Source organism: Neorhizobium huautlense, assembly GCF_030811685.1.
GTDB lineage: Bacteria > Pseudomonadota > Alphaproteobacteria > Rhizobiales > Rhizobiaceae > Neorhizobium > Neorhizobium huautlense_A.
Window position 1 is genome coordinate 275070 of sequence record NZ_JAUSRF010000005.1, and the last position, 14482, is coordinate 289551.

A 14482-nucleotide genomic window follows, 5' to 3' on the forward strand; every position below is an offset into this window, starting at 1 on the left:
CATGAGTACACTGACCATCAGCCTCGAAAAGGTGGACTTTCTGCCGCCGACGCGAGTGACGGACGATACCAGCGTACTGACGCTGAAGAACCTCGTGTTCGAACCGCTGCTGAAATGGGAAAACGGTTTCGTGAAACCGGCTTTGTTCGAACGCTGGACCCATTCGCCGGATGGGCGCCAATGGCGGTTCTTCATCCGCGAGGGTGCCACGTTTCATGACGGAAAATCCTGCACGGCGGATGACATCACGGGCTTTATCGAAGGCATTCTCGATGCCGTCGATACGTTTGGCATGAAATGGTCCTATGCGCGTTATCTGAAAAATGCGCGGGTCATCGCCGAAGCTGCCGGCACGGTGCGGGTCGAAAACCCGCAGCCGATTGCCGATATTCTCGATATCTTTTCCGAATTCTACATCTGCCGTCTGGATGCATTCGATCGACCGATCCTCGGCACCGGTCGGTACCGTGTCGCGGAGTTCGAACCGCAAAAACGCGCGGTTCTGGAGCGTGTCGCGGCCATTTCCGGGCCGGAGCGTATCGTGGCACTGGCTGAAAAACAGGCCGATGCGCGTTATATGCAGTTGAAGGCAGGCGAGGTCGATGCGGCGCTCAATCTTGAGCGTGTCGAGAGCCGGCTGTCCTTTGACGAAACGTTTGATTGGGGCAGGGCGGTCAATACGCTGTCCGTCATGTATTACCTCAATTGCAGCGCCGGCATTTTCCGCTCGGCCGATGCGCGGTTGGCGGTCAACCACGCCGTCGATACGGCTGCGATTGCGCAAGACATCTTTCATGGTCTGGCCGTGCCGTCCTCGACCATCGTCAGCCCGTTTCATCTCGGTGCCGCCAAGGCCGGACTTGAGCCGATCGCCTATGATCAGGACCGGGCAAAACGCCTGCTCGACACGGTCGATACCCGCAACACGATAAAGCTGCGCACGCCGACCTTCATGCCGGAGAGGGCACCTGAAGTGAGCCGGTTCGTTGCGGCTTCGCTTGAGGCTGTCGGCCTGAAGGTCGAGGTGGAAACGGAGCTGGACCGGCCGGAATACGCCCGCCAGATCGGTCGCAAGGACATGGGCGACATGGCCATTTTCGACAGTTCGCCGCACAGCACGTACCGCATTCTCAACGACAAGATTTCCAGCGAGACCAAAGCTGTCTGGTGGCAGGGGTATGATGATGCGGAGACCGAGGCACTGATCCGCGCCGCCAATCAGGCCGTGGATGATGCGAGCCGCGAAACCGCCTATGCCCGCTGCCTGACCCGGCTTCACCGCAACCCGCCCTGGCTTTACCTCGTGCATCCGGTCGATGTCTTTGCCGCGGCCAAGGGCACGGTCGGCCTGTCGATCGACCACAAGGGCACGCTCAACATTTTCTGAGGAACCTCCGTCATGGAAAAAGACTACTCGATCACCTTCTTCTATTACGACGACATCCACGCCGTCGTGCCCTTCTATGAGGACGTCCTCGGTTTCGAACTGGTGCTCGACCAGACGATGGCGCGTATCTATCGCATCGCTCCGAACTGCTATTTCGGCATTGTCGATGGCAATCGCGGCCATCTGAAACATCAGGAAAAGAGCGCGGTCCTGCTGACCATCGTCTCGCAGGATGTCGAAGGCTGGCATGCCAAGCTGAAGGCGGCCGGCGTCAAAGGGCAGTCCGAGATGCTCCGCGGAAAATTCTGCGAACATTTCTTCTTTGAAGATCCGGCCGGTTATGCCATCGAGATCCAGCGTTTTCACAACCCGGATGTCGCAAAGCTGTTTCAATGAGTACCGATACCAAGAGCGCCGCCTTTGCGCTGCGCGACACGCTGTTTGCCATAGCCCGCGAATATGGCGCGGCGCCGTTTATGCCTCTGCCCGGCGGCGGAATCGCCGATCTGGCCAGCGGTTATGCGCCGCTGCTGGTGAACTTCAGCTTCGAGGACAAGGCGGCCAAGGCTCTGCGCAAGCTGACCGAACAGGCTGAAGCTGAACCGGCCGAATATTTTTCGGCGCTGGAAATGGTGCGCGATAACGACGCTCTTGTGCTGGTTGGCGAGACCGGCAGCGGCAAGACGAGTTTTGCGAAACATCTGGCATTTTCGCTGGCTGAGGGCGGCCCCGCGGAAAAGCTGTTGGCGCGCAACGATCTCGGATCGGTGCATGCGGAAAACTGGACGCTCGAAAATGTCCTGCCTCTGCATGTGCCGGTAACCGCCGGCAAGGCTTTGGCCGAACTGGTGGAAGACGTGTTGCCGGGAACCGAGGCGGCTTTGGCGACGCCGAGCTGGGCCGAGGCCGATGCGAGCCTGCTTCTGATCCTCGATGGCATCGAGGTTGCCGGTGCCGACGGCCTTGCCCTCATCAATGACGCACTGGCCTTCAAGGCGCGTTACCCGCGTATAAGGCTGCTGATGCTGGGCGAAATCTCCGCAGTCAAAAGCTGGGCGCTTCCGGCGGCGCTTGTGCGCCACGATCTGCTGCCGCTTCTCAAGGTGCAGCGCCGCGAACTGGCCCTGCGTCTTGCGGAGATTGATCTGGAAACGAACGGCATTGCGCTTGGCGATGCGGCGGCCAATCCGGCGCAGTTCGTGATGGCGCTGAATGGTGGCGATGCCGGTCAAATTGCCGAAGCACTGACGGACAGCTGGCTGAAAAAGCTTTCGACGGAAGCCGGGATGGACGGGTTTCTGTGCGGTCTTGCCTTTGATGCGCTGGCCGCCGAGGAAGACGATCCGACGATCCTGCCGGTGACGCGTGTGCGCCAGTTGCTGGCAGCAAGACATCTGGTCGGCAAACCCGCCGACATGGCCGTCGAGCATTTCCGGCTTGACGCCGCTCTCTGGGCCCCGGTGCTGAAAAGCCTGAGCGCCCGGCTCTCCGGCACGGATGCCGCCCGTGACCTGATCGAGGCACTGATTGCCGGTGACGGCGAAGGCATGTTGCGCGGTGCGCTGCTGGCCGCTGATCTGGTCGCGGCGGGTGATCCGCTTCGCGAAAAGATCGGCTCGCATCTGCTGGCGATTGTCACCGATGGCCTCCTGTCGGCGCCGGAGCGTGAAAAGGCGGGGCGCACGTTGTCTGTCTGGGGCGATCCGCGCGATCTTGAGGCGCTGGCCGAGGTGCCGGGTGGCGTGTTCACCTTCGGCTCGAACACGCACCCGAATTCATCGCCGCCGAACGCGGTAGCGGTCGAAGGTTTTCGCATCGGACTTTATCCGGTGACCAACGCCGCTTACGGCGCCTTCATTCGCGAGGCAGACCGCCTCTGGCGCAGCCCGGACGGATTTGCGGCAGACCGGCAAAACGCGCCGGCAACCGATCTGACATGGCATGATGCGCGCGCCTATTGCGAATGGCTGACGACCTGCTGGAGGGGCGAGGGACGCATCGCCGTCGATGAGGTCGTGCGTCTGCCGACCGAACCGGAATGGGAACGCGCCGCACGCGGTGACCAGCCGGATGCCGGCGACGAGGTGATCGTTTATCCATGGGGATCCCAGTGGATCGATGATGCCGCCAATTCGGAAGAGGCGGGTTTCAACAATACCTGCACGGTCGGCCTTTTTCCGAAAGGGCGCTCGCCTTACGGCTGTTACGATATGGCCGGTCAGGTATGGGAATGGGGCACGACCCTCTGGGGCGACGATATGGGGACGCCGAGCTTCACCTATCCCTATGCGGATGATGGGCGCGAGGCACTGGATGCCGCGCCTTCGATCCGTCGGGTTTTGCGCGGCGGCTGTTTTTCCAGCGGCAAGCTCAAGGCCAACTGCACCTATCGCGGCAGCCTTGAGCCCAACGGTTTCTGGCGCGGCAACGGCTTTCGTATCGTCGTTGCGAAGGTACGCGACTGATATGTCGCGCTCTCTACCGACGTAGCGTTTAAAACACCCGTACCTTCGCGCCAACTCCGACGCGCTGGTAGAGATCGATCACATCCGTATTGGTCATGCGAAAACAGCCGGAAGAGGCAGCCGTGCCGACCGTTTCCGGCTCATTGGAGCCGTGGATGCGGTAGAGCGTATCGCCCAGATAAAGCGCGCGGGCGCCGAGCGGGTTGTCCGGACCGCCGACCATATGGCGGGGCAGATCGGGGCGGCGCGCCAGCATGTCGGCCGGCGGGCGCCAGTCCGGCCATTCGCGCTTGGCGCTGATACGTTCGGTTCCGTGCCAGCCATACCCTTCCTTGCCGACGCCGACCTGATAACTCTGGGCAAAACCGTTCGCCTCGATCAGGTAGAGACGGCGCGCAGCCGTATCGATCAGGATCGTGCCGGCGGCCTCGTTGCTGCGGTAGTTGATGCGCTGGCGCGTGCTGCGGTCGGCATTTTCGCGGTGATGTGCCGTTGGGCCGGAGGGCGATGAAGCGCCCGGTCGTGTCGGCGAGAACAGGAAGTCGATATAACCTTCATCGAAAGCGGGACGGGGACCAGATTGCGCAACGGCGGGGGCCGCGGCCAGCAGCATTAGAGCCGTCAGGGTGCGGAAGCGGTTGGAATATGGGTGCGGCATCGCCTGTCGTCCTCACTGTCACAATCAGATCAGCTTGGCGGCGACCAGAAGGTCGGCGACACGCTGGAACATTTTTTCGGGCACCGGTTCGCCGGTGCGTGCGGATTTGGCGATGGCATCCGCCAGCGCCGTTTCGCGGATCACCGGGATATCGGTCAGAAGTGCCTCGGTGATCATGGTGCGTGACTGGCTGGGACTGGCGCGGGCAACAATCATCGGCACCGGCGTTTCTCCGCGCACATAACGGATGCCGACCGTCCAGCCATCCGGTGAACCGACCAGAAGCGAGGCGTTCATCAGGCCGGTCTTGGTGGCATAGGCCTGCATTTCGCGGCGTTCCTTGCGACGCTGCTGGAGGATGGCAGGGTCCCCTTCCGCATCGCGGCGTTCGCGTTTCTGTTCGCTCTTGGTCATTTTGAGATCGCGTTGAAACAGCCAGTGCTGCACCAGAACGTCGATCAGCCCGACCACGATGAAGGCGATGATGGCGGTAATGATCAGCGGCTGCAGCAGCGCCCGAAATGTGTTGTTGATGCAGGGTTCGCCGCAGGTGGATGACAACATCAGCGCCAGCAGGCCCATGCGGAAAACGATGACGAAGGCGGTGGCCAAAACCGCGACCTTGAACAGCGCCTTGAAGAACTCGACGACGCTGCGCATCGAAAAGATGCGCTTGGCGCCGGAGACGGGATTGATGTGCTCGAAATTCGGCGTGATCGGCGTGACCGAAAACACGAAACCGCGCATGACGACCAGATTGGTGAGTACGATGGCCGCCACCGTGACGGCCAGTAGCGGGACCGCGAGACTGGTGATAATGCTGCCGGCGAGCGCCAGAACGACGGGCCACACTTCGGCAAACGGATCGGTGTGAACACGCCGGGCGATGAGGTCCAGCAATGCCTCGATTTTTGTCTGCTCGGCGGTAAACGAAAAGACGAGATAGGTGATGGAGGCAAGCAACATCATGCCCGCCACGAGATCCTGGCTTTTCGACACCTGGCCTTTTTCGCGGGCATCGCGGATCTTCTTGTCGGACGCCGGTTGGCTTTTTTCCTCGCTGGTATCACCGCTCATGAAATGCTCCGTTTCGAAACATTCTGCGGCGGCAAATCAGGGAAAGTCACCCTTCGTCGGTTGTCAGCCGGTGCCGCAGCGGCTAGAAAAACGCCGGACCTAACGGACGGGATGACATGCGGAATCACTCTTTGAACGCTCTGGTTCTCTGCGGGCTCATGCTGGCCGGCTGTACCACCACCAGCGAGACGACCGAGGCCGGGCCGACGAACGAGGAAGCCCGTCTCATCAAGCTGGCGCAGGATATCGAACGGCGCGGCGACAAGACCACGGCGGCTTCTCTCTACGAGCGCGCAGCGCAATCCTCCAAGGACAAGGTCGGTGCTTATACGCGGCTTGGCGATGCCCAGCTTGCCGCCGGTGATCCCGACCAGGCAATCGTTTCCTTCCGCAAGGCGCTCGATGTTTCGCCCAATGACGGGCGCGCGCTTCTCGGCCTCGGGACCGCGCAATTGCAGGCGAGCCAGGTGGAAAGTGCGGCCCGCACGCTGACGGTGGCGGCCCCTCTCGTCAAAAGCTCGTCGGCCTATAACCGCCTCGGCACGGCTCTGATCCTGTCTGGAGACGGACAGGGTGCGGAAAACGCCTTCGGCCAAGCTCGCAGCATCGATCCGGGCAATCTCGACACGCAATCCAATCTCGGTCTGGCGCAGGCGATATCCGGCCGCAATGATGCGGCGGTCTCGACGTTGCGCGGCGTCACGCAGTCGCCGCGTGCCGAGGCACGGCACTTTCGCAATCTGATGCTGGCGCTGACGCTGGGCCAAAAGGACAAGGACGCAGCGGCCGTTTCCGTGCCGGATTATCCGGAAGCCGAAAAGCGCACCTTCCTGGCCGAGGCACGAAAAGTTCGCACGATCAAGGAACCGGCGGCGCGGGCCCGCGCCATCGGCCTTCTGGCGTCCAGCTAAGGCTGGACGGCCACCCATCAGTTCATGGATCCCGTGGTGCTGACATCGCGCTGGTTTTCCGGCGTCTGCGCCGGCTTGACGCCATCAATGCTGTTGCGGGCGGCACGGACGACCGGGGCGGCCATGGCAGGGCCCGTCCTGCGGCCCTGAACAAGATCGCTCTGGCGCTCCACCATCAATTGCAGGTTCATGTTGTTGGCGCAGCCCGGCGGCAGATACATCGGGTCTTCGGTGACATCGGGCGTCACGCAGGCATCCGGCACGAGGCGGCCGCGTGTCTGTTTTTCATAGTCTTTGCTGACGGCACCCGAGCCTTGCGCATAATGATAGTTCGGCGAATAGGGCAGGGGATCGCGTTCCTTGCTGTTCTGGCAGCCCGAAAGGGCAAGAACGGTGAGCGCGAGAGCAAGGCGTGGTCCGGTGATACAAGTCTCAATCGACATAGAAGCCGAACCCCTTGTTGGTTTTCGTGCGTTTGGTGGCGACCGGGCCGGAGAGTGCACCGTTCGGGCTGTCGAGCGGGGTCTTCATGGATCGCGTCTCGACCGGTTCCACCAGATAGGGCGTGATCAGGATGACCAGTTCGGTCTCGTTGCGCTGGTAGCGTTTCGACTTGAAGAGATCACCGAGGATCGGCATGTCGCCCAGCATCGGCACCTTTTCGATGTCCTGCGAGGCGTTGCGCTGGAAAAGACCGGCGATGGCAAAGGTCTGGCCGCTGCCGACCTCGACGGTGGTATCGGCGCGGCGAACCTGCAGGGCAGGCACCTGAAGGTTGGCGATGTTGACCATGCCGCTGGCCGAAAGGCTTGAGACTTCCGGGCGCACCCGCATGTTGATGCGGCCGTTCGGCAGCAGTGCCGGGGTGAAGAGAAGCGACACGCCGTATTGTTTGTATTCGATGCCGACCTGCTGGTTGGTGACCGGCACCGGCACCGGGATTTCACCACCGGCGAGGAAGCTGGCGGTCTCACCAGTGACGGCGGTGATATTGGGTTCGGCGAGAACGGTGAGGATGCCGTTCGATTGCAGCGCTTCCAAGAGTGCATCGACCCGGCTGCCGTTCCAGGCGACACCGGCGCTCAGCGCATTGGAGGCACCGCTGGCGGCATCACGGGCGAGATTGCCGCCGGAGACGAAACCGAAGGAAAAATTGCCGGCGCTGACAAAGGCATCCCAGCTGACGCCGTAGCGCAGCAACTGGTTACGGGACACTTCGGCGAAACGGACGCGGATATTGACCTGATTGGAACCCGACACGGTGGTGTTGTTGACCGGCGGCTGGTTTTGCGGCGCATGGGCTTCCATGACGCTCTGTGTTTCCATCGCTTCCTGCATCGTGTTGGCATGGCCCTTGGCGAAAGGCTGTTCGCCGAACAGCGAAATCTTGATCGTGCTGTTCGGCTGCACGGCGCGCTGCGCTTCCTGCACGGGCCTGGAATCCGGCATGACCCAGAAATCGACGGAGCCGCGCGATTTTTCATCGGGGCTGAGTGCGATCAGGTTCGTGCGGCCGGTCTTCAGTGCGAAAACGTAGACGACGCCGGGGGAAACGACGCGCACATCGGCGATCTTGGCATCGGCCATGAAAACGGATTCGACCGGCTGGTCGAAGCGCAGGATACGGCCCTGACCGAGCGGCAGCGCCACGGCTTCACCGGCCTTGGCATCGATGCTGAAGGATTCTGCGCGGACCTGCGGAGCAAGCAGACAGAAGGCGAGGAAGAGCAGAAGGAAAAAATGTCCTTTTGCCAGGATGGTCGATCTCGTCATTCTTGCGGTCGTCTCCCCACGTGCCGTGTCATTGTGCCGTCTGATGGCGTTCTGTCGTTTCGGGCGGCGGCCCTTTCGACCGCCACACGCGCGGTTTATGGTTAACCAAAAGTTAGCGCAGGCTTTTCCTGCGCCGCGTCGGCCGCGTTACTCTCTGAATTCGTTGAGCGATTCCGGATTTGCGAATTTATTGTGACAGACATCAGAGACTGGACGGAATATTCGGGCGCGATCTCTTGATAGGAAATGACCGGCAGTTCGATATCGTGGCGAATGAGGTAATTGCGCATGACGCGGCGGATATCGAGCGAGGTCAGAAGCACAGCCGTCTGCTGGTCGCCGCCATCGGCCAGTGCCTGGCGCAGTTGCGACAGCATCGCGCGCGATGCGTCCTCCGGCAAAGCAAGCATCTTGCCGACGCCCGTCGCTTTGATGGCGTTGCGGATCGCATCTTCGGCGGCGCGCGACAGCACATAGGCCGAGAGAACGCGGTTGAGCTGCGCATGGCGGTGGCAGATCTGGCGGGCGAGCGCGATGCGAACGCGTTCGGTCAGAAGCAGCGGATCGGTTTCGCGGCCGCCCCATTCGACCAGCGCCTCGAGGACGGCGCGCAGATTGCCGATCGGCACATCCTCTTCCACCAGCCGGCGCAGGATGTCGGAAAGCTTGTTAAGCGGCACGACCCGCGTCGCCTCCTTCACCAGTTCCCCGTATTCGCCTTCCATCAGTGTCAGGAGTTCGCGGGTTTCCTGAATGCCGATGAAATGCGCCGCGTAACGCCGCAGCGAATGCGACAGGCTTTTTGCAAGCGTCGCGGCCGGATCATGAAAACCGATGCCGGCCTCGGAGAGAGACTCCGCCTCGTCCGCGCCGATCCAGATGGCACGTTGGCCGGCCACCTGCGCCGGGCCTTGAAGGCGTGGCACCTGCAGAAGATCGAGATGCATGGGGTCATCGTTCAGCAGCAGCGCGTTTTTCGGTATCTCGCCATCGACGATCGGCACGCCTTCGAGATCGATGCGAAAACGATCCGGCAGAAGCGACGGGTCGGGACGCATTTCGACGGCCGGCATTTCCAGCCCGAGATCGGCCTTCAGCAGGTCGCGTACATGATCCGCCTCCAGCCGGAAACGCTCCGGCCAGACCGTTTCACCGATATGCGCGCCGACATGCGCAACGACACGGTGGCGGGTCGAGCCGCTGGAGATGACTGTATGTTCGATGACCGGACCGTCCTCGATCTCGATCAAATCGGGTTCCGGCTGTTGCACCGGCGGGGCTGCTGTCTTGGGGCGGCGGCGGCCGATCATGAAGGCAAAACCGCCGAAAAGGGCCGCGAGTGCCAGAAAGATCAGCGTCGGAAAACCGGGAACGAAAGCCGCGCCGAGAAGGATGACAGCGGCCAGCCACAATGCCTTGTCGCTCGATCCGAGCTGGCGAAAGATTTCGGTGCCGAGATCGGCTTCCGTGTCCGACGCAACACGGGTGACGACCGTGCCGGCGGCAATCGAGATCAGTAGAGCCGGAATCTGGGCGATCAGGCCGTCGCCGACCGTCAGCAGCGAATAGGTATGCGAGGCATCGGAAAAACTCATGCCGCGGCTGAGCATGCCGATCAGCAGGCCACCGATCAGGTTGACGAAAACGATGATGATGCCGGTGATGGCATCGCCCTTCACGAATTTCATGGCGCCATCCATGGCACCGTAAAGCTGGCTTTCCCGCTCCAGCCGGCCACGGCGGGCGCGGGCTTCGGTCTGGTCGATATCGCCATTGCGCAGATCGTTATCGATCGACATCTGCTTGCCGGGCATGGCATCGAGCGTGAAGCGGGCCGCAACTTCGGCCACACGTTCGGCACCCTTGGTGATGACGATGAACTGGGCGGCGGTGATGATCAGGAAGACAACGAGGCCGACCACGACTTCGCCGCCGATGACGAATTTGCCGAAGGTCGCAACGATATCACCGGCATCCGCATGCAAGAGGATGAGGCGCGTCGTGGTGATCGACAGCGCTAGTCGAAACAGCGTGGCGATCAGGATGATCGGCGGCAGCGAGGAGAAATCGCCGGGCCGGCCGATATAAAAGGCGACGACGAGGACGAGCAGGCTGAGCGACATGTTGACGGCGATCAGCATGTCCACTGCCAGTGTCGGCAACGGGATGACCATCATGATAACGGCCAGCATCATGAAACTCGCGACGATGACGTCGGAACGATAGGACGCCATGCGCGCAAAACGGTTGAGCGTGCCGAGAATGCCCGTCATAACGGCCCCCGCAATTGCAGATAATCACGAAAGCAGCGATAGGCCTGCGGTTTGTCGTCCAGTACCCAGAAGGCGCGGGCCCGCAGAAGATGCGAGGACGGATCGGCATCGACTTCCATCAGCCGGTCCAGCGCGCCCAGCGCACGTTCACCTGCACCGTTTTCGATCAGCGCGGCGGCAAGACTGCGCAGGATGCCCGGATCTTCCGGCTCGATGCGGTTGGCGATCAGCAAGAACACGAGGCCGCGCCCCTTCTGGCCGCTGCGCATATAGATGTAACCCAGCGCATGCATCAGTTCGGCAGCATCGGCATCGGTGCGGTTCATTCCAGACCGCCTTCCTCATCGATGCGCGCCTGCAATTCGCGGCGGCGGTCCATCTCTTCCTCCAGCATCGCCCTGGCGATGGAGGTGACGTCTTCATTGGCATCGAGATTGGGAAGAATGGCGGTAATGATGTGGTCGAGCAGGCTCATGCTCCGCTCATTGCCGAAGATGCCGGAATCGGTGATCTCGGGCATGGTCAGCTGGTCGATTTCGCCGCGCAGCGACGCGCCATGCGCAAGGCTGCCGCGACGGCGAAGGCGCACGGCATTTTCAAACGCTTCGATCTGCGATCGGCTGACGGGATCGGCGCGTTTGGCAGCCTCGGTGAGCGCCCGGTCAAGCCGCTGCCGATCGATGGTAACGGGCCGCAATGGTTCGTTCATTGCCACCCTCCTGAACGTCTCATGCGCGTCATAAGGTCAGCTTGAACTCCTGCCCGCCGCGCACGACGAGGATCTGGCCGTTCTCGATGGATTTCAGCATCCAGCCGTCCTGCAGGGCGGCACCCGGATAACGGCGCTCGCCGCGTGCATCGAGGACATAAGGATTGTCGCCGAAGTACACCGCCTGGAAGATGAACTTTGGCGCATCGGTCAGCGCCGCTGACGCGACCAAGCTGGTCAGCACATAACGGCCACCATGCGACTGGTCGAACCAGCGCTGTACGCCGCGCCATGCGTCCATGCGCGCGGGCGGAACTTCGCCGCTAACATCGACACGGCGACCATCGGCTGTCACGGTCAGATTGCCGAGATCGGCTTCCGCGATCTTCTGCTGCAGCATGCCGACGATTTCGGCATCCGTGGGCGCAAGAGGTGCTGCCGGAACGGTGCCGACGATGAGGTTGTCCTCGGGGAAAGTGGCTTTCTGCGGCAGCAGGCCGGAAATGCCGGCCTGAACGGCGACGATCGGCATCATGACAAGCGCCACGGCCAGGACAGCCAGATAGGGTCCCCAGCGTCGGGTCATCAGGTTCTGCACGCCGTTGCGGGCGATGCGCAGTTTTGCGCCACCCACGACAAGCGTCACGGGAAGATTGGCGCGGCAGCCAAAACCGCGCTGAACGGGCGGACGGCCTTCGATCACGACCGGCCCACCAATGGCGTTGATCGCGACCTGACGGCCATAAAATCTCAATTGAAGATGTTCTTCGGCAATATCGGTATCCGAGAGCACGAGGTCACAGTTTCGCGAGGAGCCGATCGTGCAGGCATCGCCATCGATGGGCGCGCGCACGCCGTGATGCAGGCCCGACAACACGTCCAGCGACAAGCTTGCCGGTGTCGTTGTCACGGTGGTCGTCGATAGTGCCGTGGCGCTGGGAGAACTCAAACTGTTGAGCGACATGGTTGCACCCCCTTATCGAATTCATTTCGCAAGCGGCCGGCTGGTGCAACCGACCATGAGCACCCACCCGTTCAAACCCATGGTGGTGAGTGGCGGCGCGGACGCGCAATTTCGCCCGCGCCGAACCGGATTAGTTCTGCGGACGCTGCTTGGTGGCGTCGAGCTCGGTCTTCTTTTCGGTCGTGATCTCGGTGATCTTGGCCGACTTTTCGATAGCAGCATCGAAAGCAGCTTCCATCTTTGCGATCGCTGCGTCAGAACCGCCAGAAGTAGGGCTTACAGTAGCCATGATGGCCTCCATTTTCCTGTTTATGGTCATCGATTGCGGCACCTTGGGACGCCGCTTCACGCCGCTCTCCTCGAAAGGCCGCGACAGGGCGGAACCTAGAATCCGTTTTCTACAGATTAACGACAAAGTGAAAATTCTTGTCGAAACGTTAAGGCTGGCCGCCCACTTATGCATTGTTGCTGATGTAAATTTACGCTTAAAAAGGCTTTTCAATCAGGGGATTGACGGCTGAGCTGCCGCTCTTCGAAAGGGCGCGAAAAGAAAATGCGAATCCGCTCGCGACGACACATTTATTAACACGGCGCCCAGCCTTCGGTGGTTCTGGACTAGCTCCATCGATACCGTTGCGAGACCGAATGCGGTCGTGTGCGAGGACGGATGTCACCACGCGTTCTTACGGTTAAATTTCATTAAAATTTCATACTGGCTTGTTCATTCGCCGCATGTGTTCCGCTAGCCTTTGGGCATGATTTTTCGGTTCGCCCATTTTTATGTGTTGAAGAACAGGATGGCCGGGCAGGCATTTAGCGAGCCTGTGGCGCGGATGTCCTTCCGGGCCCGGATCGGGTTGCGTTCGTTGGCCGTTTCCGCATTCCTGCTGGCGGCGGGCATGCCGCTTGCACCACCGGCGATTGCGGCACCCGCATGGTTCGACAGTGCCTATAACTATGTCGTTCTCGATCAGGATGTGCGCGTGGCGCTCACCGAGTTCGGGCGCAATGTCGGCCTTCCCGTCGTGCTCTCGGATGCCGTCAATGGCCGGGTTCGTGGACGTATCGAGGCCAAGAGCGCGGGTGAATTCATCGATCGGCTCGCCGCCACCAACGGGCTTGTCTGGTACTTTGACGGATCGGTTCTGCATGTCAGCGCCGACAAGGAATTTATCACGCGGGTGATCGATGCGGGGCGGCTGCGGGGCGATGTCGTTGCCAACCAGATGCGCGATCTTGGGCTGGCCGACGAGCGTTTTTCGCTGCGCGCCGCCCGTAACGGCAATGTCATAACCGTGTCAGGACCGCCTGCTTACATCAATGTCGTCAACCAACTCGTCGAGCGTCTGCAGCCGGAACCGGTTGTTGCGGGCGACGATCCGCGCGTTCGCGTGTTTCGCGGCGGGGTGATGACGGAAATGGTTTCGACCGGGCCGGCGGATAATGCGCCTTCCGGTCAAGGTCGGGAGAATTCCGCGCGAAAATGATTTTCGGCGGATGAGGCTGAAACGGGTGAGGACAGCGACGCTTCGCCCACCGATGAAAAGAGGAAGAAGACAATGGCTGTGCCCCCTGTTTCCGGCGTGGATTCCGTTTCGACGACAAATGGCGAGGCTGCTTTCGATGCCGCCGTCAACAATGCGCAGGGCAGCGAAATGACGCCCGAACTGGAAGACATGATGATCGAAGGTGCCATCAGCATCGGTGGCCAGATGATCATCATGCCGCGCGCCAACGACATCCTCAACGAGGCGATGTCGGACGAATAATCGCTGACAGACACGCGATTTTTTCGGAAGGAAAACCGATGACGACACCGATCGTGGCTGCGGGCATGCCGCAGCCGACAGCCGTGCCGGATGTGGCAGCCCAAGCCAGCCAGAACCTGTTCGAACATGTCGCCGCCCAAGCCAAGGCCCTGCCGGAGAGCGCCGGTCCAACACAGCTTGGCCAGGAAGTGCTGCAGAACCTGCAGGGCTTTTTCGAGCGCAGCGGCAGTTTTTCCGAACGCGCCAGCGGGCTGACCCAGCGCACGCCGCAGGCGACCGGTGGCGAACTCGTCAGCCTCGGCCCGGAAGGTGCCGGTGTGACCGATCTGTCGCAGACCCGCAATTCGGCGCTGCCGGTCGATCAGAACCAGATCGACAAGGTGATCCAGTCGCTCGGCATGATGTTTGATCATTCGATCGAGACCCAGATGGTGGTGCGCGGCACGACCCAGGTTTCGGGCGCGGCCAACACGCTTTTGCGCGGTCAGTGATGCGC

The 14482-nt window shown here is 61.3% G+C and carries 17 protein-coding genes; 8 read left to right on the plus strand and 9 right to left on the minus strand.

Translation table 11 applies throughout. The annotated features are described in order from the left end of the window. Position 1 precedes the first annotated feature (1 nt). From J2T09_RS09610 to J2T09_RS09620, 3 genes are read left to right on the plus strand one after another with little or no spacing between them, the layout of a single operon-like run. Positions 2–1387: an ABC transporter substrate-binding protein gene (locus J2T09_RS09610; RefSeq protein ID WP_306833667.1), complete on the plus strand. Its 1386-nt coding sequence runs from the start codon at positions 2–4 to the stop codon at positions 1385–1387. A gap of 12 nt (positions 1388–1399) precedes the next feature. Beyond that, positions 1400–1783 carry a VOC family protein gene (locus J2T09_RS09615; protein WP_306833669.1) on the plus strand — a complete coding sequence of 128 codons (384 nt, stop codon included), beginning with the start codon at positions 1400–1402 and terminating at the stop codon, positions 1781–1783. Beyond that, a complete protein-coding gene (locus tag J2T09_RS09620; protein WP_306833670.1) occupies positions 1780–3852 on the plus strand; it encodes an SUMF1/EgtB/PvdO family nonheme iron enzyme in 2073 nt (690 codons plus the stop codon). The genes J2T09_RS09615 and J2T09_RS09620 overlap by 4 nt, the downstream gene beginning before the upstream one ends. 28 nt (positions 3853–3880) lie before the next feature. Here J2T09_RS09620 and J2T09_RS09625 read toward each other — a convergent pair whose 3' ends face one another. Beyond that, positions 3881–4510, minus strand: coding sequence for a L,D-transpeptidase (locus J2T09_RS09625; protein WP_306833672.1), 630 nt, complete (start codon positions 4508–4510; stop codon positions 3881–3883). Positions 4511–4534: 24 nt separating this feature from the next. Beyond that, positions 4535–5587 (minus strand): EscU/YscU/HrcU family type III secretion system export apparatus switch protein, encoded by a 1053-nt coding sequence (locus tag J2T09_RS09630; protein ID WP_306833674.1) that lies wholly within the window; start codon positions 5585–5587, stop codon positions 4535–4537. Between the two features lie 116 nt (positions 5588–5703). On the opposite strand from J2T09_RS09630, the gene J2T09_RS09635 reads away from it, so the two are divergent. Next, positions 5704–6498, plus strand: coding sequence for a tetratricopeptide repeat protein (locus J2T09_RS09635; RefSeq protein ID WP_306833676.1), 795 nt, complete (start codon positions 5704–5706; stop codon positions 6496–6498). A 17-nt stretch (positions 6499–6515) separates the two neighbouring features. Here the strand turns inward: J2T09_RS09635 and J2T09_RS09640 are convergent, their stop codons facing one another. The 7 genes from J2T09_RS09640 to J2T09_RS09670 form a co-directional block, all read right to left on the minus strand. Beyond that, a complete protein-coding gene (locus J2T09_RS09640; protein WP_306833678.1) occupies positions 6516–6941 on the minus strand; it encodes a hypothetical protein in 426 nt (141 codons plus the stop codon). Further along, entirely contained in the window at positions 6931–8271 is a 1341-nt protein-coding gene (locus J2T09_RS09645; protein WP_306833680.1) for a type II and III secretion system protein family protein, read from the minus strand. The genes J2T09_RS09640 and J2T09_RS09645 overlap by 11 nt, the downstream gene beginning before the upstream one ends. A gap of 101 nt (positions 8272–8372) precedes the next feature. Continuing rightward, positions 8373–10544, minus strand: a complete 2172-nt coding sequence (gene sctV / locus J2T09_RS09650) for a type III secretion system export apparatus subunit SctV (protein ID WP_306833682.1) — start codon at positions 10542–10544, stop codon at positions 8373–8375. After that, on the minus strand, positions 10541–10870 hold the full coding sequence (locus tag J2T09_RS09655) for a tetratricopeptide repeat protein (RefSeq protein ID WP_306833684.1): 330 nt from the start codon (positions 10868–10870) through the stop codon (positions 10541–10543). The genes sctV and J2T09_RS09655 overlap by 4 nt, the downstream gene beginning before the upstream one ends. Further along, the gene (locus tag J2T09_RS09660) at positions 10867–11253 is read right to left on the minus strand and encodes a hypothetical protein (RefSeq protein WP_306833686.1); all 387 of its coding nucleotides are present in this window, start codon (positions 11251–11253) and stop codon (positions 10867–10869) included. The genes J2T09_RS09655 and J2T09_RS09660 overlap by 4 nt, the downstream gene beginning before the upstream one ends. A 28-nt stretch (positions 11254–11281) precedes the next feature. Next, positions 11282–12217, minus strand: coding sequence for a SctD/MshK family protein (locus J2T09_RS09665; RefSeq protein ID WP_306833688.1), 936 nt, complete (start codon positions 12215–12217; stop codon positions 11282–11284). A 130-nt stretch (positions 12218–12347) separates the two neighbouring features. Further along, positions 12348–12506: a hypothetical protein gene (locus J2T09_RS09670; protein WP_210300465.1), complete on the minus strand. Its 159-nt coding sequence runs from the start codon at positions 12504–12506 to the stop codon at positions 12348–12350. On the opposite strand from J2T09_RS09670, the gene J2T09_RS09675 reads away from it, so the two are divergent. The 4 genes from J2T09_RS09675 to J2T09_RS09690 all read left to right on the plus strand — a co-directional run bounded on the left by J2T09_RS09675 (position 12505) and on the right by J2T09_RS09690 (position 14477). Next, on the plus strand, positions 12505–12738 hold the full coding sequence (locus J2T09_RS09675; protein ID WP_306833691.1) for a hypothetical protein: 234 nt from the start codon (positions 12505–12507) through the stop codon (positions 12736–12738). The genes J2T09_RS09670 and J2T09_RS09675 overlap by 2 nt on opposite strands. Before the next feature lie 345 nt (positions 12739–13083). Beyond that, entirely contained in the window at positions 13084–13704 is a 621-nt protein-coding gene (locus J2T09_RS09680; protein ID WP_306833693.1) for a secretin N-terminal domain-containing protein, read from the plus strand. 72 nt (positions 13705–13776) lie between these two features. Then, complete coding sequence (locus J2T09_RS09685) at positions 13777–13986, plus strand: hypothetical protein (protein WP_306833695.1); 210 nt, start codon at positions 13777–13779, stop codon at positions 13984–13986. A gap of 38 nt (positions 13987–14024) precedes the next feature. After that, complete coding sequence (locus J2T09_RS09690) at positions 14025–14477, plus strand: hypothetical protein (RefSeq protein WP_306833698.1); 453 nt, start codon at positions 14025–14027, stop codon at positions 14475–14477. Positions 14478–14482 lie beyond the last annotated feature (5 nt).

Bases quoted from the DNA above. Each gene is read 5' to 3' on its own strand.
- J2T09_RS09610 (WP_306833667.1), top strand. From the start codon at position 2: ATGAGTACACTGACCATCAGCCTCGAAAAGGTGGACTTTCTGCCGCCG.
- J2T09_RS09615 (WP_306833669.1), top strand. From the start codon at position 1,400: ATGGAAAAAGACTACTCGATCACCTTCTTCTATTACGACGACATCCAC.
- J2T09_RS09620 (WP_306833670.1), top strand. From the start codon at position 1,780: ATGAGTACCGATACCAAGAGCGCCGCCTTTGCGCTGCGCGACACGCTG.
- J2T09_RS09625 (WP_306833672.1), bottom strand. From the start codon at position 4,510: ATGCCGCACCCATATTCCAACCGCTTCCGCACCCTGACGGCTCTAATG.
- J2T09_RS09630 (WP_306833674.1), bottom strand. From the start codon at position 5,587: ATGAGCGGTGATACCAGCGAGGAAAAAAGCCAACCGGCGTCCGACAAG.
- J2T09_RS09635 (WP_306833676.1), top strand. From the start codon at position 5,704: ATGCGGAATCACTCTTTGAACGCTCTGGTTCTCTGCGGGCTCATGCTG.
- J2T09_RS09640 (WP_306833678.1), bottom strand. From the start codon at position 6,941: ATGTCGATTGAGACTTGTATCACCGGACCACGCCTTGCTCTCGCGCTC.
- J2T09_RS09645 (WP_306833680.1), bottom strand. From the start codon at position 8,271: ATGACGAGATCGACCATCCTGGCAAAAGGACATTTTTTCCTTCTGCTC.
- sctV (WP_306833682.1), bottom strand. From the start codon at position 10,544: ATGACGGGCATTCTCGGCACGCTCAACCGTTTTGCGCGCATGGCGTCC.
- J2T09_RS09655 (WP_306833684.1), bottom strand. From the start codon at position 10,870: ATGAACCGCACCGATGCCGATGCTGCCGAACTGATGCATGCGCTGGGT.
- J2T09_RS09660 (WP_306833686.1), bottom strand. From the start codon at position 11,253: ATGAACGAACCATTGCGGCCCGTTACCATCGATCGGCAGCGGCTTGAC.
- J2T09_RS09665 (WP_306833688.1), bottom strand. From the start codon at position 12,217: ATGTCGCTCAACAGTTTGAGTTCTCCCAGCGCCACGGCACTATCGACG.
- J2T09_RS09675 (WP_306833691.1), top strand. From the start codon at position 12,505: ATGATGGCCTCCATTTTCCTGTTTATGGTCATCGATTGCGGCACCTTG.
- J2T09_RS09670 (WP_210300465.1), bottom strand. From the start codon at position 12,506: ATGGCTACTGTAAGCCCTACTTCTGGCGGTTCTGACGCAGCGATCGCA.
- J2T09_RS09685 (WP_306833695.1), top strand. From the start codon at position 13,777: ATGGCTGTGCCCCCTGTTTCCGGCGTGGATTCCGTTTCGACGACAAAT.
- J2T09_RS09690 (WP_306833698.1), top strand. From the start codon at position 14,025: ATGACGACACCGATCGTGGCTGCGGGCATGCCGCAGCCGACAGCCGTG.